General features: G+C 41.7%; 17 protein-coding genes and 1 riboswitch. Of the genes, 7 read left to right on the forward strand and 10 right to left on the reverse strand.

The features are described from left to right. Positions 1–75 precede the first annotated feature (75 nt). Positions 76–1,014 carry an iron-hydroxamate ABC transporter substrate-binding protein gene (locus tag QSJ46_RS01270; protein ID WP_107163064.1) on the forward strand — a complete coding sequence of 313 codons (939 nt, stop codon included), beginning with the start codon at positions 76–78 and terminating at the stop codon, positions 1,012–1,014. Between the two features lie 35 nt (positions 1,015–1,049). Here the strand turns inward: QSJ46_RS01270 and QSJ46_RS01275 are convergent, their stop codons facing one another. The 3 genes from QSJ46_RS01275 to QSJ46_RS01285 form a co-directional block, all read right to left on the reverse strand. Next, positions 1,050–2,456: an amino acid permease gene (locus QSJ46_RS01275; RefSeq protein ID WP_047202396.1), complete on the reverse strand. Its 1,407-nt coding sequence runs from the start codon at positions 2,454–2,456 to the stop codon at positions 1,050–1,052. Between the two features lie 191 nt (positions 2,457–2,647). Next, a riboswitch (Lysine riboswitch) is annotated at positions 2,648–2,826 on the reverse strand. Positions 2,827–2,947: 121 nt separating this feature from the next. After that, positions 2,948–3,091, reverse strand: a complete 144-nt coding sequence (sspJ, locus tag QSJ46_RS01280; protein ID WP_024423454.1) for a small acid-soluble spore protein SspJ — start codon at positions 3,089–3,091, stop codon at positions 2,948–2,950. A gap of 81 nt (positions 3,092–3,172) precedes the next feature. Next, on the reverse strand, positions 3,173–3,601 hold the full coding sequence (locus tag QSJ46_RS01285) for a MarR family winged helix-turn-helix transcriptional regulator (RefSeq protein WP_047202395.1): 429 nt from the start codon (positions 3,599–3,601) through the stop codon (positions 3,173–3,175). A 171-nt stretch (positions 3,602–3,772) separates the two neighbouring features. Here QSJ46_RS01285 and QSJ46_RS01290 point away from each other — a divergent pair, with 171 nt between their 5' ends. The 4 genes from QSJ46_RS01290 (at position 3,773) to modB (ending at position 7,790) form a co-directional block, all read left to right on the forward strand. Further along, on the forward strand, positions 3,773–4,258 hold the full coding sequence (locus QSJ46_RS01290; protein ID WP_047202394.1) for a metal-dependent hydrolase: 486 nt from the start codon (positions 3,773–3,775) through the stop codon (positions 4,256–4,258). 123 nt (positions 4,259–4,381) lie between these two features. Next, complete coding sequence (locus QSJ46_RS01295; RefSeq protein WP_285604170.1) at positions 4,382–6,232, forward strand: LTA synthase family protein; 1,851 nt, start codon at positions 4,382–4,384, stop codon at positions 6,230–6,232. Positions 6,233–6,348: 116 nt separating this feature from the next. After that, complete coding sequence (gene modA / locus QSJ46_RS01300; protein WP_107163062.1) at positions 6,349–7,125, forward strand: molybdate ABC transporter substrate-binding protein; 777 nt, start codon at positions 6,349–6,351, stop codon at positions 7,123–7,125. Beyond that, the gene (gene modB, locus QSJ46_RS01305; RefSeq protein WP_285604171.1) at positions 7,125–7,790 is read left to right on the forward strand and encodes a molybdate ABC transporter permease subunit; all 666 of its coding nucleotides are present in this window, start codon (positions 7,125–7,127) and stop codon (positions 7,788–7,790) included. Before modA ends, modB begins: the two co-directional genes overlap by 1 nt. A 39-nt stretch (positions 7,791–7,829) precedes the next feature. Here the strand turns inward: modB and QSJ46_RS01310 are convergent, their stop codons facing one another. The 7 genes from QSJ46_RS01310 to QSJ46_RS01340 form a co-directional block, all read right to left on the reverse strand. Further along, the gene (locus QSJ46_RS01310) at positions 7,830–8,675 is read right to left on the reverse strand and encodes an aldo/keto reductase (protein WP_285604172.1); all 846 of its coding nucleotides are present in this window, start codon (positions 8,673–8,675) and stop codon (positions 7,830–7,832) included. A 69-nt stretch (positions 8,676–8,744) separates the two neighbouring features. Continuing rightward, positions 8,745–9,614, reverse strand: coding sequence for an ROK family protein (locus tag QSJ46_RS01315; protein WP_285604173.1), 870 nt, complete (start codon positions 9,612–9,614; stop codon positions 8,745–8,747). Positions 9,615–9,677: 63 nt separating this feature from the next. Then, positions 9,678–11,693, reverse strand: a complete 2,016-nt coding sequence (locus QSJ46_RS01320) for a Na+/H+ antiporter (protein ID WP_047202389.1) — start codon at positions 11,691–11,693, stop codon at positions 9,678–9,680. Between the two features lie 313 nt (positions 11,694–12,006). Then, on the reverse strand, positions 12,007–12,618 hold the full coding sequence (locus QSJ46_RS01325) for a trimeric intracellular cation channel family protein (RefSeq protein ID WP_024423463.1): 612 nt from the start codon (positions 12,616–12,618) through the stop codon (positions 12,007–12,009). A gap of 150 nt (positions 12,619–12,768) precedes the next feature. Then, positions 12,769–13,182: a disulfide oxidoreductase gene (locus QSJ46_RS01330; protein WP_047202387.1), complete on the reverse strand. Its 414-nt coding sequence runs from the start codon at positions 13,180–13,182 to the stop codon at positions 12,769–12,771. Beyond that, positions 13,179–13,865, reverse strand: a complete 687-nt coding sequence (locus QSJ46_RS01335) for a DsbA family protein (protein ID WP_107163172.1) — start codon at positions 13,863–13,865, stop codon at positions 13,179–13,181. The genes QSJ46_RS01330 and QSJ46_RS01335 overlap by 4 nt, the downstream gene beginning before the upstream one ends. 143 nt (positions 13,866–14,008) lie before the next feature. Next, positions 14,009–16,108 (reverse strand): heavy metal translocating P-type ATPase, encoded by a 2,100-nt coding sequence (locus tag QSJ46_RS01340; protein ID WP_212039689.1) that lies wholly within the window; start codon positions 16,106–16,108, stop codon positions 14,009–14,011. A 413-nt stretch (positions 16,109–16,521) separates the two neighbouring features. On the opposite strand from QSJ46_RS01340, the gene QSJ46_RS01345 reads away from it, so the two are divergent. Then, positions 16,522–17,265, forward strand: a complete 744-nt coding sequence (locus tag QSJ46_RS01345; RefSeq protein ID WP_047202385.1) for a metal ABC transporter ATP-binding protein — start codon at positions 16,522–16,524, stop codon at positions 17,263–17,265. Continuing rightward, a complete protein-coding gene (locus tag QSJ46_RS01350; protein ID WP_047202384.1) occupies positions 17,265–18,137 on the forward strand; it encodes a metal ABC transporter permease in 873 nt (290 codons plus the stop codon). The genes QSJ46_RS01345 and QSJ46_RS01350 overlap by 1 nt, the downstream gene beginning before the upstream one ends. Positions 18,138–18,142 lie beyond the last annotated feature (5 nt).

An 18,142-nucleotide genomic window follows, 5' to 3' on the forward strand; every position in this document is an offset into this window, starting at 1 on the left:
TTGTTCCTATCATGTTACGATAAAAAATGAAATTGAGAATCATTATCAAGGAAAAATGAATAGGAGAGAACTTTTGTGAAAAAACGAACTGGATTTCTTTTGATTTCTTTATCGATTCTTATGATCTTTACAGCCGCTTGCGGCAGCACTTCAAATAAACAATCTGCAGCGAAAAAGAATGACATGATGACATATCAGGATGCAAAAGGTGAAGTGAAGCTTCCGAAAAATCCGAAACGAATAGTGCTTCTTGCAGAAAGCTATTACGGGGACCTCGTCACACTCGGCAAAACGCCAGTTGCTACAACATCACCCATCTTTAAAAACCCTTTTTATAAAGGGAAAACAGATGGAGTGGAAAATCTCGGAAGGACCCCATCGGTCGAAAAGGTAGCCGCTTCGAAGCCAGATATGATTATTGCTTGGGGGGAAGATGAGAAGTTTGATCAATACAAAAAAATCGCCCCAACTGTAGCGGTAAAATACAATCAATATTCTTTCAAAGACCAGCTAAAAGAATTCGGTAAAATGACAGGTACACCAAAAAAAGCAACAGAATGGATCACAAAATGGGATACCAAAATTGCTGAGGTGAAACCAAAGGTAACCAAAGCTGTCGGCAGCAAAACGGTCTCGATCGTATCGCCATTTGATAAAGGCATTTATATCTTCGGAAACACCTTTGCCCGCGGGGGCGAAATCATTTATGACGAACTGAAATTAAAAGCACCGAAGGCGGTTAAAAAAGAAGCGATCGACAGCGGCGTCGGCTATGCGAATATTTCTCTTGAGAAGCTGCCAGAATTCGCAGGCGACTATATTTTCACAGGTCCATGGAGCGGCTCAAAAAGTAAAGGTGAACAAGTGTATCAAAGCAGCATTTGGACATCACTTCCTGCCGTCAAAAATAAACATGTATTCGAAATAGATCCAGTCGGTTTCTTCTTTAATGACCCAGTGTCACTAGAAGGTCAGCTAGAATTTATTGTGGACCGATTGACATCTGCATCATAAAAAAACGTTTCTCCAGAAATGGAGAAACGTCTTTCTTATACCGTTCCTTTGGCAAATCCTTTTGACATGAATGGATAAAGCAAAATACCTACTAAGAATAGACCAATTCCAAGACCAAAGGTTTTCAAGTCGGCTGTTCCTGAAATAATGACCCAAGCTGAATACCCCATCGCAACAAGTGCAATGATGCCGTCTCTCGTTCGATTTCCTTTTTGAAGCTCATACGTGTCACCTTGCATAATGACCTTAAAGCTGTAGATGGAAGACACAATATACGGAATAAGATACGCAAGTGTCGCTGATGTAGTTAAAAAGGTAAAAGCTTCATTAATCGTACGTGACATCACAGAGAAGATAAACAGCTGTGACATAATATTTGTAACAGTCAAAGCGAAAGCAGGGCTTCCTTTTTTGTTTGTTTTTGCAAATACTGCTGGAAAATCACCAGCCTTTGCTGCTTGATACGGCACTTCTGAACCAAGTAAAATCCACCCAAGCATTGAACCAAACAAGCAAATAATCGCCAGCAGAGCCATGACAATTCCGCCAGCTGGCCCAATAATAAGCTGAAGCACGTCTACGAATGGTTTGTCAGAGCCTTGCAATTGATCGTGCGGCAGAACGCCCATTGTAATCAACGTGATAATCATGTAGATCGAAAGTGCAATTAAAAGACCTGTAATCGTCGCACGCTTCACATCACGCTGTGAGGATGCTCTTCCTGATAAAATGACAGCTGATTCAATTCCAATAAATGCCCATAGTGTGGAAATAGCCGCATGATGAATTTGACCTCCAAGGCCAAGCACTCCTTCGCTGCCTGTTTCAACCGGGAAGTAGTAATGTTCAAATAATGCCGTTTGAAATGCAAATAATCCCGCAACAATAAAAAGGACAAATCCAAGCACCTTTGAAAAGGTCGTAATAAAATTCAATTTACTAGCAGCACTTAAGCTTGTAATTAAAATGGTATGTGTTCCCCATAGAAGAAGGGTACATACGATAAACGTCATGAGCTGACCAAGCGTGACCGATTCTTTTCCAAAGGTAAAAACTTCAGTCTTCACGGTGAGAATCGGGAAAAAAGTCGTTAAATAACCAGCAAGACTTGTAATAATTGCGACATTACTAATCCAGCTTGCCACCCAATATCCCCAAACCATTGTAAATCCAGCCGCTTTCCCTTTTTTCGGATCTTTAAAAAGCGCCCTTGCATAACTTTGTGGTCCAGCCGTCAGCTGCGGCTTATGAATGGACAAATGCCCAAATACAAGCGCAATCATCAGCACACCGCCGCCTGTGACAAGCCATGCCATCGTCACACCTAAAGGACTTGCGTGCTGGGCAAGCGTACTTGGCAGCATAAAGATGCCTGAACCTACCATATTTCCGACGACAAAAGCCGTCAATAACCAAAAACCCCATTTTTTTGTCTGTTCCATTTCCGTACCTCCGTTTTATTCACTTTGGACCAGACCCGGCAGTATCTTCATTGATATATTTGTGAAGCAATGACTTGCATTCTTTATGTTCATAATGAATTGCTTTTTAACAGCATACCCTTATTTTTGTGACTCAGAACATAAAAAAAAGCCTGAACAAAAGTCCATGCTTTTCAAAACATACACCTTGATCTCCGGATAGCCCTCCACGCTTCAAAGACGTGGCAGTCCTGCATTTATTCAATGCAGACCCAGCATAAAGAAAGTTGGAGCTCTCTCTACACTTCGGCGCTGATGCCTTTTTTCTCATGATCTACGATTCCATCTCTCCTATGAGTGACTCATCATCCGCGCAACCTCTACCTCACTGAGACATAGCGTGAGGATTTCTATTCATTTTTACTACACGAAGGTTATCAAACATTCTCACATCTGTCAAAGGGAAAAACATAGAAAAAGGGCAGAGATTCTTTTCTCTGCCCTTTACCTGCTTATTGTTGGTTATTTTTCTTTTTTTGTACAGCTTCCTGAAGCGGATCGCCTGCTAGCTCTTTACTTGCTTCCTCTAACAGCTGATCTACCTGCTGATGGTTTTTCTCACTTTTCGCTTTTTTATCCTTTTGGAAAAATGACATCGCTGTTTCCTCCCTTTTCATAAAATGCGGTTGCCTGTTTAATTTGTGCTACAGCGCTCAGCATTATACAAGGGAAGAGGCTCAATCATCATGAAAGGTCTGTCTCATTTTTTGCAAGTACGTCAGAAAGGTTTTTAAATCATCCTTTGTGAAGTCTGACATCATATGCTGAATCACCTTTCCGAAAAGACGTGTATGCTTTTCATAAATGGCCATCCCTTTTTCCGTGACTTCTAAACGGACAAGTGACGAATCGTCCTTGTCCCGTTCTCTTTGAATATAACCCTGCTCACATAATTTATTGAGTGCAATAGAGGCTGCACCAGGGTTTAAAGAGAGTCTTTGCTTCAGCTCTTCGGCATGTGATACTTTGCCTTGTATCAAAATAGAAAGAGCATATATCTGTGGGGGCGTGATGTCTTTCTCTAACTCAAGTAACTTGCGGTTTAATTTACGGCTGACTTCATAATGTACAAGAACAATTTCTTTTAAAATGTCTGCATTACCCATCCGAATCGCATCCTTATCGTTAGTATCAACATGACTTCCTCCTTATTATAGAATGTTTTTCCATTCAGCCAACCTTTTTGGCCTCTTTTTCTTTAGAAATAAGCCTTGCTGAATGAATCGACCCTTGATATAGTGAATACTTGAACTAAAGATAGAACAGGAGTACGCATCATGACAGGAAAAACACACATCATGGGCGGAATTGCCGCCTCCACAGCCGTTGCCTACTACTATGGATTCGACCCAGTGACGATGGCTGCTGCTGGATCAGCAGGTGCTCTGATCCCTGATCTTTGCCATACAAAAAGTAAAATCGGCAGAAAATTCCCGCTGCTCTCGACACTGATCAGCAGTGTGTTCGGTCATCGCACGTTTACACACAGTTTATTATTTTTGCTGATCATTTATTTTCTAGCAACAACATACATTCCAAATGACAGCCTAAGTATCGGTTTACTAGTCGGGATGGCAAGCCATCTCATTCTGGATGCAGGAACAGTGAATGGGATTAAATTTTTATTTCCGGCTTCCATTAAAGTGCGTCTTCCCTTCTATGTCAAAACAGGCAGCACAGGAGAACAAGTCGTACTAGCTGCTCTCACCGTTGTTACCTGCTATTACATCGCTGTCCTCTGCGGCATCTCAATCCCATTCTAATGAATCAAAAAGAGTTTTCCGAAAAACACAGGATATGAATTGATCATTCCTCATTTTTTTAGTAGGTTTAAGATAAGTGTTTTTGCCTTGCAGCTGAATACAGAATGGTGAGGAGCTACATAAATGAAAGCGTTTTTCAAAATTCACTGGTTTTTAGTGTACTCCATCCTCTTCATGTGGATGAAAACATACATCATTTATCAATTCGGATTTCACATACGAACGGCCAATCTGTTTCATGAATGGCTGCTTTTGATCAATCCACTTAGCTTTTTGCTCCCTTTGTTTGGGATTGCTCTTTTTTTAAATGAAACGAAGCAAAAGGTATTTTTATTAACCGCAAACTTGATTTTGACGGCGATTCTCATATCGAATACGATCTTTTATGGATTTTATATTGATTTCATTACGATCCCTGTATTATTCCAAGCGAAAAACATGGGAGATATGGGCAGCAGTATGACAGAATTGTTCCACCCGCTGTTTTTGCTGATGCTCATTGATTTCGTGGTTCTGGCGTGGCTGTTAAAGCGCAAACCTTTAGCACCAAAAGCATCTTTCAAGACGATCAAAACATATTATGCGGTGTGCTGCAGCTTTCTAGTGTTTCATGTCAGCACAGCCATGATGGATCACCCTCGCTTTCTGACAAGCTCTTATGATCGAGAAGTGATCGTACGAAATCTTGGGCTGTTTCAGTTCCATCTGTATGACGGCGCTGCCCAAACGGCGCGTATTGGACAAAAGGCCTTTGCAGATGAAGATACACTTTCAACCGTAGCAAACTACACAAAGGCTGATTACAGTGCACCAAACGAAGAGTACTTTGGACTTGCTAAAGGCAGGAACGTTGTGTTCATTTCACTCGAATCAACACAGCAATTTGTCGTTGATCAAAAGGTGAATGGACAATACATCACCCCCTTTTTAAATCAACTTGCTAATAAGAGTTTTTATTTTGATGAATTTTATCAGCAGACTGAGCAAGGAAAGACATCGGATTCAGAGTTTATTGTCGCAAATTCCCTCTACCCATCTAGCAGCGGCGCTGTCTTTTTCACAGCGAGTGACAACGAATACGACACGTTATACAAGCAGTTGAAAAAAGAAAACTATCAATCCGTCCAATTTCATGCGAATAATAAAACGTTTTGGAATCGTGATGTGATGTATGAATCGTTTGGGATTGACCGTTTTTATGATGTCGATTCGTATCAGGTCAATGAACAGAATTCAACTGGCTGGGGCTTAAAGGATATTGACTTCTTTGACCAATCCATTGATTATTTAAATAAGTTGAAGGCGCCTTATTACAGCACGTTTATTACCTTGACCAATCACTTTCCATTTGAAATCGATCCAAAGGATCAATTGATTGATGAATATGATTCGTCCAGCGCGATTTTAAACCGCTATGTGACGACCGTCCGCTATCAGGATGAAGCCATTAAGACATTTTTTGACCGCATGAAAGAAGAAGGACTGTATGACAATACGATGTTTGTCCTCATGGGGGATCACTATGGTATCTCCGAGGCACACCATCAGGCAATGGCAGAGCTGCTTAAAAAAGATGAAATCACACCGTTTGATGCTGTGAAATTGCAGCGGGTGCCCTTTTTAATTTACATTCCGGGGGTCACAGATCAAGCACCGCAGACAATTTCTGAAACAGCTGGGCAAATCGACGTGAAACCGACACTCCTGCACTTACTCGGTATTGAAACGAAGGATGCCATTCAATTTGGCAATGACTTATTTTCAAACGAACGGACGCCTTTTGCTGTTTTGAGAAACGGGAACTTTATTACAGATGATTATCTCTATACAAAGAACACCTGCTATGATCAAAAAACAAAAGAACCTGTTGAACAGGATGAGGTGTGTCAGCCTTATATCGAAAAAGCCAATAAAGAACTTTCCTTATCAGACAAAGTGATCAATGGGAATTTGCTGCGTTTTTATCAGCATTAAAAAGTCGCCATCTGGCGGCTTTTTCTTTTCTCTTTTTACTGAAAACCTATGAATGGTCAAATAAGTTTGCTTATAATAAAGGATACATATGATATTGAATAATAAGAGGTGTGAACATGAAGTATGCGTTCTTCCCCTTCATCGCCATCTGCTTGCTCCTGAGCGGGTGTCAAACAGAGATGAAGTCATCGGATACAAGCAAAAAAACAGAGCTTGTCATTTCAGCAGCGGCAAGTCTTCAGGATGCACTAAAGGAAATTGAATCCGCCTTTAATGATGAGCATCCGAATGTGACATTAACAAATAATTTCGGGTCATCCGGCGCATTGAAGCAACAAATTGCGCAAGGGGCAAAAGCAGATCTCTTTTTCTCAGCAGCTGAAGCGCCCTTTGATGAGCTTGTGCAATCTGGAGATATCGATCAACATTTTATCAAGGATGCCATCCAAAATGAGCTTGTACTCATTGTGCCAAATGATCATTCTTCCTCTATTAAAAGCTTTCAAGACGCCCAGCACATAAAAGGGAAGATTGCTCTTGGCACACCAGAATCCGTTCCTGCTGGTACATACGGCAAAGAGATTTTCACAAAGCTGAACATCTGGGATCAAGTGAAAAAGAACGCTGTATACGGCAAGGATGTGCGGCAAGTTTTAAGCTACGTAGAAACAGGAAATGTGGAAGCTGGTGTTGTGTATAAGACAGATGCCCTCGTTTCCAAAAAAGTAAAGATTGCGGCTGAAGCCAATCAGGACATGCACTCCCCGATCATTTACCCAGTTGGAATCGTCAAAGGGACAGAACATGTAGAGGAAGCCAAGTCCTTTTTTCAATTTCTTCAATCAGAAACAGCCAAATCAATTTTTAAAAAGTACGGCTTTCAAGTGAATTAATGCCTATGATGACTGAAGAATTTCTATCTCCTATTTGGCTGTCCGTTCAGGTTGCTTGTGTGAGCGGGCTGCTTGCCACTGTTTTTGGCACAACGATTGGCTTTTGGATGGCACGAAGCTCGTTTAAAGGAAAAATGATTGTGGAAACGCTGTTGATGCTTCCGCTTGTCCTCCCACCAACGGTTGTAGGTTTTTTATTGCTCGTCATATTCGGAAGGCATAGCATGATCGGGAGCGCCATTGAATGGATCTTCCACCAGCCAGTCATTTTCACGTGGTGGGCGGCGGTCATTGCATCGACGGTTGTAGCATTCCCGCTTATGTATCAATCAGCAAAAGCCGGATTTTCAACCATTGAATCAGATATTGAAGGCGCTGCAAAAGTAGATGGTGCTCATTCATTTCAAGTCTTTGCCTATATTACAGTACCACTTGCCCTGCCTTCCCTCTTATCAGGCAGCATCCTCAGCTTTGCCAGAGCCCTTGGAGAATTTGGGGCGACCTTAATGTTTGCCGGCAACATCCCAGGAAAAACGCAAACACTCCCAACCGCTATCTATGTGGCGATTGATTCCGGACGAATGGAGCTTGCTTGGGCGTGGACAATTTGTATTGTGATCCTATCTTTTATCATGCTGTTGGCTGTGCGCCGAAGCAGTACGTAAAAAATCCCCTTTCTCACATGAGAAAGAGGATTTTTTTATTTATTCAAACCCAACCGTCATCGTCTCTGGATTCGAGCCGACGCGTTCGTTATTGTTTAATGCATCGATTTTTTCCATGTCTTCTTTAGAAAGCTCGAAGTCAAAGATGTCTGCATTTTGTTTAATACGTTCTTCATTGATTGATTTAGGAATTGTCACGACACCGCTTTGTAGATCCCAGCGCAAGATGACTTGAGCAACAGATTTGTTGTAGCGTGCAGCAATGTCTTTCAAAACGTCATGATCTAATAGCTTCCCTTGCATCAGCGGAGACCATGCTTCAATTTGAATGCCTTTTTCCTTTGCATATTGACGCAGTTCAACAAGTGTCAGTTTCGGATGAAACTCCACTTGGTTCACAGCTGGAACAACCTCAGCATCTTTTAACAGCTCTTCTAGATGCTGAATATAGAAGTTGCTGACGCCAATGGCTCTCACTTTCCCATCCTTGTAAAGCTTCTCAAGCGCACGCCATGTGTCTTTAAATGTTTCTGCATTTGGACCAGGCCAATGGATCAAATAGAGGTCTAAGTAATCAAGACCTAATCGGTTTAAGCTTGCGTCAAACGCCTCAAGCGCTTTATCATAGCCTTGATCTGTGTTCCATACTTTAGACGTAATAAATAAATCTTCTCGTTTCACACCAGATTCTTTAATCGCTTTTCCTACGCCTGTCTCATTTTTATAAACAGCTGCCGTATCAATGCTGCGATATCCGTTCCGTATGGCTGCTTTTACGGCATCTACCACTTGATTGCCGTCCTCCACTTTGAATACACCTAAACCAAACCAAGGCATTTCTACTCCGTTATTCAGTGTTACGGTATCATTCAAGCTTTTGACCATTTTAACAACCACCTTTTTCATAGATTCCATCTTTTTCATTATCTCACGTTGTCCTTCAAAACTCTATTATCAGGCGTTTCTCTTCGCTTCGATGGCTAAGAGCAGCGCACCAGTCATGCCAGCCTTGTCCTCAAGTCTAGGGGAGACAATGTATGTATCAAGCGGCGGCAGGTCTACATAATCATTGACATAAGCAGCTAGCTTCTCTCGAATGAGTGGGAATAGCTGCTTTTGCTTCATGACGCCTCCGCCCATGATGATGCGCTCTGGGCTTAAAATGAGCGAGTATTGCATAAGCGCCTGCGCTAAATAATCCGCTTCAAGTGCCCAAACCGCTTCATCCTGCGTCAGCTCTTTGGCAGGTTTCCCCCACCTTTTCTCAATCGCTGGTCCAGCTGCCAGTCCTTCTAAGCAATTTCCATGTGTCGGGCAGACACCTGCAAATGGGTCAGATTCATGCTGCCTGACAAGGATATGCCCCATCTCAGGATGTGAATGACCGTGTAGAAGCTCATTTTTCACAACAGCCCCCGCACCAATGCCTGTACCGACCGTGATATACAAACAGCTGCTTAGCCCTTTGGCTGCCCCTTTTGTTAATTCACCTAGTGCTGCGGCATTGACATCGGTTGTAAAAGATACGGGGACACCTAATTGCTTCTCAAGCTCAGGAATGAACGGGTATTGCTTCCACTCCACTTTCGGTGTGTTCATGATATAACCGTATGAAGGATCGTCCTTTTGTACACAAATGGGTCCAAAGGAGCCAACCCCTAATGCTGCAATGTCATGCTGCTTGAAAAATGGAATGAGCTTTTGTATTGTTTGATCCGGGTGCTCTGTCGGAATCGTCATTTCCTCTAAGATGTCTCCATGCTCATTACCGATTGCACAACAAAATTTTGTACCCCCAGCTTCAATTGCTCCATAATAAGCCATCATTGATCTCCCCCTGCTCGTTCTCTTTCTTCATCATAAAACATGGGGGAGAAGATGACAACATCACGTATTAGTGAGCAGAACAGCTTCCATGTCATTGATATACTCTCTTAAATGATGGGCAATATCACGGTTGATCTCACCATCTTCATATAAGGTTTGTATTTCATTTCGAATCGTCTGTACAGCTTGGAAGTTCAGCTCTTTTTTCTTCCGGTCAAATGAACGGTCTTTTTGCTGGAAGAAGCTTGGACCGTGTTCACAGCGGTAAATCACTTGGTTGTAAAAACCAATAACTTGGTGGCACGTTTGCTGGTTTTCATCTGTCATATGCTGTTTGATCGAGTCTACCGCAGCCTCAGCCGTTTTCTTACGGATTTGTTTGTACGAGTCCTCTTTTTCTAAAATACCGTTTGAAATGTGCTGATTCGGCCGCCATAATTGCAGCCATTGAAGCAAGCGGAGAAACTTCACCTTTGAAAAACGAATTTTGAATGAGTTTGAGTACAGCATTTCCAGCTCATGAAATCTCTCTTGCAGCTCATAAGCTTCTTCCTTATCAATTTTCTCATCATCAATTAATTGTTGAAGTTTCATCTGTTCTGCTTTGATGCCATGCAGTCTGATTTTTCGCTCTTGTCTTCTCATCCCGAATTGGTACGGCTCACGCTGGATATTTCTCAGCTTTATTCGGTAATCATTGATGAGTGCAAGGGATACTTCTCTGTTGTCCTCATTCATACCTTCTTTTAAGGTTTTAATGGCACTTCTCAGCAGCTTCCGTTTCGCATGCTGAATCTTTGTATCCAAGTCCACGTCGACTTGCTTGTCTTTTTTCTCAGATAAAAGAGGCAGTAACACACTAGCTAAAATGAGTGTACATAAAATCACGCCTGCTGCGAGGAAAATAATCAAGTGCCGCTCAGGAAATGGCGATCCGTCCGCAAGCGTAAATGGTATTGAAAAGGCACCTGCTAATGTGACAGCACCACGAACACCAGAGAATGTCATCAGCATCGAAGCCCGCAGCTTCGGTTTTTTCACATTCTGCTTTTTCGTTACACTCCAGTTACCTGCCCAGAACAGCCATACCCATAAGAACCGCAGCACCATGAGACATAGCGTAATAATTAAGATATAGCCAATGACCTGCATATTATTAAATGCTTCATCCTGGAAAATGACTGTGGATACATCAGGAATCTGCAATCCAAGTAAAACGAAAACAAGTCCGTTTAAAATAAATAAAATAATATTCCATGTGTTTGATGAAGCAATTTGCAGTTTGGCTAAATTCGCTTCCATTCGATCTTGCTCAATGGCATGTGTCACACCGCCAGCCACAACCGCTAAAATCCCAGATACACCGATTTCTTCCGCTGCTAAATAAATCACAAATGGTGTAAGGATTTGCAGGATGATGTGCATCGTGACATCGTCCATTCCTAAACGGCGGAGAAAATAGCGAAAACGAATGATAAAAAAGGATAGAATAAATCCAGTCAATAAACCACCTGCGGCAATGAGTACAAAGCTAAAGGATGCCTCAGCAATTGAAAAGGCTCCCGTCACTGTTGCGGCAATGGCAAATTTAAAGGCGACAAGTCCTGATGCATCGTTCATCAGCCCTTCGCCTTCCAGCAGTCTCATGATGCCCTTTGGCATATTCACACGGCTGGATAAAGCACTTACTGCCACCACATCTGTCGGTGATAAAATCGCTGCAAGCGCAAATGCGGCTGGAAGCGGTATGCTTGGAATCATCCAATGAATGGTATATCCCGCTACAATCACGGTCGCAAACACTAAACCAAGTGCTAAAAGAAGAATAGGTGCTCTTAATTTCCATAGCTCGTCCCTTGGGGTACGCTTCCCGTCATTAAATAACAGCGGCGCAATAAATAGAACGAAGAAGAGTTCAGGATTTAAAGAAATATGTAAACCTGAAGGAAAGGCTGCCACCAATATTCCTAAGCCCACTTGAATTAACGGAACTGGAATAAAGGGGACAAAACGATTGATAATATTAGATGCTGCAATGAGTGCCAGTAGTACGAGCACTGCTAAAAAAATCTCCACTAGTACATGTCCCTCCTATGTATATTTTTCGTCAAGTTTTGCTTACATGCAAAGATGTGTTCATTTTATCCATCCGTCCGATCAGAAGTGCTTCTTTAGTATTCCGCAAAAAGTGAAACCAACACATAACAATCCATCTAGGCAAAAAAAGGCTGAATCCAGATATTCAGCCTGCTGACAAAATTTTCATCATATGTATTGTTCAAATGATGAACAATAGACCCTGCTTTTATTTTACACGAAAACTCCAACATCTGCTGACATTCAGCTCTTATTAAACACAAAAAAAGAGCAGAATCGCCCTTTTTTCGTTTCACCCTTTATTTAAAAAATAAGACCTGGCGGGAAGACGCCATTTGAATAAGTAGGAACAAACCCTGCATACGACGAGGATGACAAACAGCAGATATAAAGCTAGCTCGCCTTGCGCTAAGCCGAGTCCGACGAATAAGCCGCCAAGAGCTGCCCATACGGCGTAAATTTCTGCTTTTAGCACAAGCGGCTTTCGTCCTGCTAATAAATCACGTACAATTCCGCCGCCGCTTCCAGTCAAAATGGCTGCCACAATGACCGCACTGAGCGGGAGTTCTCTTTGCACAGCAAATAGTGCGCCTTGAATCGCAAACGCTGCTAAACCGATCGCATCCGAGAAATTTCCCCATGTGCTCCAGTGCTTGAGCAAAAGCTTTGGAAAAAGAAACACAATCGTAATAGATACAAGGGCAATCGTAAACATTTTGCCCTGTGACCATAAAGCAGACACCGGAAGACCAATTAATAGATTTCGAATCGCTCCACCGCCAAATGCTGTCACAATCCCTAAAATGTACACACCAAGAATATCGTACTCTTCCTCCATTGCCACAATCGCACCACTAATGGCGAATGCGACAATGCCAATGATACTTAAGACTTCCCATGCCATTTTCCGCTTATCTCCTTACCATTATCTAATCATCTAATACTACACCCTTAATGTATATCTGACACAGGCGAAAAGCAATACAAATTTTCTTTAAATTTTATCTTTTTGCAAAAATAAAAAATAGCCCGCTTTAGTAGCAGGCTATCTCTTTCAATCTTCTTTTGCATTTAACAGCAGCATACTAATGATGATGAGAATAAATGCAATAAGGGCTAGTAGTGGAATCGTGATAAAACCAAACCAGTTCAAATAATCAACAGAACAAGGAATACCGCTCAGGCAAGGGCGAATCGATGCAAAGCCAGGTATCTTTTGTTCCATATAATGATAAATAGAAAAACAAGCGCCTATCACAGCCAAAGGCAGGACATAATATTTTATTTTGACATCGCCTCTGAATGTCGCAATTCCAAGTAAAAGCACAAGCGGGTACATGAAAATGCGCTGAAACCAGCACATATCGCATGGGATAAACTTTTTTACTTCACTTAAATACAGGCTGCTCATCGTCGCAACGATAGAGACGATCCAAGCACTGTATAAGTAAACAAGCTTATTCTTCATGATTTTTTCCCTTTGAGCTCTTGATCAATTAATTCTTTAATTTCATCATAGTCATAAAAGTTTTGGACTTGTTTATTGTTAATGAAAAGAGTTGGTGTTGCATTCACTTTATATTGGTTCACAAGCTGATCGTCTGTGTTCAGCTGCGGCTGATATGTTTTCTTTGATAGGTTATCTTTAAGCTTGTCCGTATCTATTTTTGTTGTCTTTTTCGCTAGCTCCGTCAGCTTAGCAGGCGTAACCCATTCTGCTTCACTATCTGGCTGTGCTTGATAGACAGCTTCATGAAATGCCCAAAAGTTTTTCGGATCTTCTTTCCATACTTCTTCAGAAGCTAGTGCTGCTAATACAGCGCCATCTCCATGAACAGGAAGTGGTAAGTTAATAAACGAAAATGATACATCGCCTTTATCTATGTAGTCCGCTTTCAGCTTTGGGAAAATGTCTGTTTCAAATGATTTACATGAAGGACATTTATAATCCCCAAACTCGACAATTTGCACGGCTGCATTTTTATCTCCCATAACAGGCTGACCTTTAATAGAAGGTTTACTGTCAACTGTTTGAGCTTCTTCGCTGTTTTTATTCCCAATCACAACAAATAGACCGATGAGAAGAGCTGCAATGATGGTTAAAATGACAGCAAATTTAATGGATGAAGATTGATTATTTTTTTTACTCACATAAGCACCTACCTTATCTTTTTCATTCCTAAAAAAAAGAAAAAGGATAATAGCTTAGAATAATGCCATTATCCAACTTCTTCTATTTTAACAAGAGAGGATTCAATATGAAAGATGGTATTCATGAATTTTTCCTTACAATTTTATTTCATCACCCTCATGGCATTTAAAACAGCGAGTACAGTCACACCAACATCCGAGAAGACGGCTTCCCACATGGTCGCAATACCAAATGCACCGAGTAATAGGAAAACCCCTTTAACCCCAAGAGCAAATGCAATGTTCTGCCATACAATTCTTCTTGTTCGTTTAGCGACAGCGATGGCTTCTGCAACTTTTGACGGCTGGTCTGTCATAATGACGATATCGGCCGCTTCTACCGCTGCATCTGAACCAAGTCCGCCCATCGCAATACCTATGTCTGCTCTTGCTAATACCGGTGTATCATTAATGCCATCCCCAACAAATAATAATTTTTCTTGAGGCGCTTTTTTCTGATCAATTTCTTCTAATTTTGCTACTTTATCCTGCGGTAATAATTCTGCATGCACTTCATCTATACCAATTTGCTGAGCGACCGCTGTTCCGACTTGCTTGGCATCACCAGTCAGCATGACAGTTTGAATGCCAGACGCTTTTAGAGCTGAGACGGCTTCAATTGCATCATCCTTCAACTCATCTGCAATCAAGATCGATCCGGCAAACTCACCGTTAATCGCCATGTACACAACCGTTCCGCTTCGTTTTTCTTTTTCATATGAAATGCCTTCTCGTTCCATCAAGCGGTGATTTCCCGCTAAGACTTGTGAACCACTGATGGTCGCTTTAATTCCATGTCCTGCAATATCCTCATATGCTTCAATCTGGCTTTCGTCAAGCGGCGAACCATATGCTGCTTTAATTGATTCAGCAATCGGATGTGAAGAATGAGCTTCTGCTAAAGCTGCAAAAGAAAGCAACTCCTCTTCTGACCACTTTTCGCTAGTTGTCACGATATTGGTCACTGTAAAGTTTCCTTTTGTGAGTGTGCCCGTCTTATCAAATACAGCATAGCTCACAGAGTTCAGTGCTTCTAAATAGTTACTGCCTTTTACAAGGATGCCTCGTTTAGATGCTGCCCCAATTCCCCCGAAGAATCCTAATGGGATGGATACGACAAGCGCACACGGACATGAAATAACAAGGAAAACGAGTGCCCGGTAAACCCAGTCAGACAATTGTGCTGATGGAATGAGAAGCGGTGGCACAAAGGCAAGCAGTAATGCCAATACAACAACAGCCGGTGTGTAGTATTTTGCAAACTTTGTGATAAAGTTTTCTGTCTGTGCTTTTCGGCTGCTCGCATTCTCAACCAAGTCTAAAATTTTCGTCACTGCCGATTCGCTTAGACCTTTTTGCACTTCAATTTCAAGAATCCCGTTTTGATTCACAAACCCTGCAAGAACTTCCTTCCCTGCTTCTACATCCCGCGGCACAGACTCCCCTGTTAATGCGGAGGTATCCACGAGTGAAAAGCCTTCAATGACGAGGCCATCGAGTGGAATTTTTTCGCCCGGTTTCACGACGATACGATCACCGACTTTTACTTCTTCCGGCTTCACTTTTTTCGTTTCATTTCCTACTTTGAGATTCGCATATTCAGGGCGAATATTCATTAATTCACTAATGGATCGTCTTGAACGATTCACTGCTGCCCCTTGGAACAGCTCTCCAATTTGGTAAAACAGCATCACTGCCAGTGCCTCTGGATATTGCTGAATCACAAAAGCGCCAGCTGTTGCAATGGTCATTAAGAAGTTCTCATCAAATACTTGGCCGCGCACGATATTTTTCAGTGCTTTAAAAACCACATCACCGCCGACTAGTAAATAAGCTGCGAAAAACGTGATGAATTTTAGTAAGCCATCTTCTGGTATAAAATAAGCTGCTGTTCCAATGACTGCACCGCCAATTAATTTCAGCACAATCGCTTTTAAATTCTTTGTCCCATGATCATGATCGTGATGATGGCCTTCTTCTTTTGGTGATACACTCACATGAGGTTCGATGGACTGAACCGTTTTTTCAATACGCTTTGACATCGTTTCTTGCTTATCTGCATGTGTGACAGTCAATGTCCCTGTCGCAAAATTAACGGAACAAGCTTCAACGCCATCCATTTTGCTGACACCTGTTTCAATTTTACGTGCACAGTTTCCACAATCAAGACCGTTTAATACGTATTCATCCTTCATTTTTTTCATGTTCTCACCTTTTTTCTATATGATAAGTAACGTTCCCTGGATCGATGAAACCTATTAAAAATCAAAAACTTTATATATGAGCATATATTCATATATTGGATTACCTTTATTATATGAGGAGTTCTTGTCTTCTGTCAATCATTTATGAAGAAATAATTGGTTTTTTTGTGTCCGATTCTGTCATACGGATTTTCAATAAATCAAGCTCATGTCCCCTGCTCCCCGCATAACATAAAAACGATCGTTTTCAGTTTTTCTCTTTACAAAAGAAGGACAGACGCTTAGAATAAAATAAAAGTTTCCCTTAGGAAACAAATTAGCATTAGGGAATCATTTCATCCTTTAGTCAAAATTATTTATTTTATGCATATATCTTTAGGAAGTGCAATGATGATTGAAAGGGGCCGCAAGAGATGTCAAATGCTTTAACAATCGACCGTCTTCATGTCTCATATCACGGACAGGATGCATTAGAGAACGTCTCTCTTTCCATACAGGAAGGGACAATGACAGGAATCATCGGTCCAAATGGTGCTGGTAAATCGACGTTACTCAAGGCATGTTTGGATTTAATTGAAAAAGACCAAGGGGATATTCGTTTTTTTGAACAGCCCTTTAAACAAGTGAGAAAACAGATCGCCTATGTACCACAGAGAAATGATTTAGATTGGACGTTTCCCATTCATGTACTGGATACCGTACTACTTGGAACATATCCGAAGCTCGGACTAATGAAACGTCCAAAAAAAGAAGACCGGGCATATGCGTACCACTGTTTAGAAAAAGTCGGGATGCAGGACTTTGCCAAAAGACAAATCGGTGAGTTATCCGGCGGGCAGCAGCAGCGTGTCTTCCTTGCAAGGGCACTTGCTCAAAACGCACAGCTCTTCTGTTTGGATGAACCGTTTGTCGGGATTGATATGGCAAGTGAAGAAACGATGGTGAGCATTTTGAAGGAATTACGAGATGAAGGGAAAACCATTTTGGTTGTCCATCACGATTTGAGTAAAGCAGATGATTATTTCAGCCATCTTGTTCTGTTAAATAAAAAACTCATCAAAGCAGGGCCTGTACACGACATCCTTCGCCCAGAGATCATGCTGGAAGCATATGAAACACAGCTGCCATTCTTAAAATCAGCAGGAGGAGACGTGTAATGGAATTTTTAACCGGACTCTTTGAATATGCTTTTTTACAAAAAGCGCTATTTACATCCGTCATGGTAGGCATCATTTGCGGCGTTATCGGCTGCTTTATCATTTTACGCGGCATGGCCCTGATGGGAGACGCCATTTCACACGCCGTACTGCCAGGTGTCGCCATCTCTTATATGCTTGGAATTAACTTTTTCTTCGGTGCCGTTTTAACTGGCGTGTTAACAGCGATTGGGATCGGTTACGTAAGTCAAAACAGCCGCATAAAAAATGATTCAGCCATCGGCATTGTCTTTACAGCCTTTTTCTCAATCGGGATTATTTTGATCACATTTTTGAAAAGTTCAAGTGACCTATATCATATTCTATTTGGAAACGTACTAGCTGTTCGGTCATCTGATATGTGGATTACACTTGGCATCGGTATATTTATTTTGCTAGCCGTCATCGTTTTCTACAAAGAACTGCTCATTAGTTCATTTGATCCGGTGATTTCTTCGGTTTACGGTTTACCAAATCGCTTGATTCATTATTTTCTCATGACCTTATTGACCCTTGTAACCGTTGCATCACTGCAAACTGTTGGGATTATTCTTGTCGTTGCCATGCTGATCACGCCGGCAGCCACCGCTTATCTCTTGACTGACCGGCTCTGGATCATGATTTATTTATCTGCTTTTTTCGGTGCTGTTTCTGCTGTCATAGGCCTAGGGCTTAGCTTTACGTATAACTTGTCATCTGGTGCTTCCATCGTGCTGGTCGCCACCATTTTATTCGGCAGTGCCTTTATCTTTTCACCAAAGCAAGGCATTCTATGGAGATCATTAAAATCTAAACGAAAACGAACGCACTTAAAAAAGGAAGCGTCTATGTAAAAGGA

Origin of the sequence: Bacillus sp. YKCMOAS1, assembly GCF_030268125.1 — a bacterium.
Taxonomy (GTDB): Bacteria; Bacillota; Bacilli; order Bacillales; family Bacillaceae; genus Bacillus; species Bacillus safensis.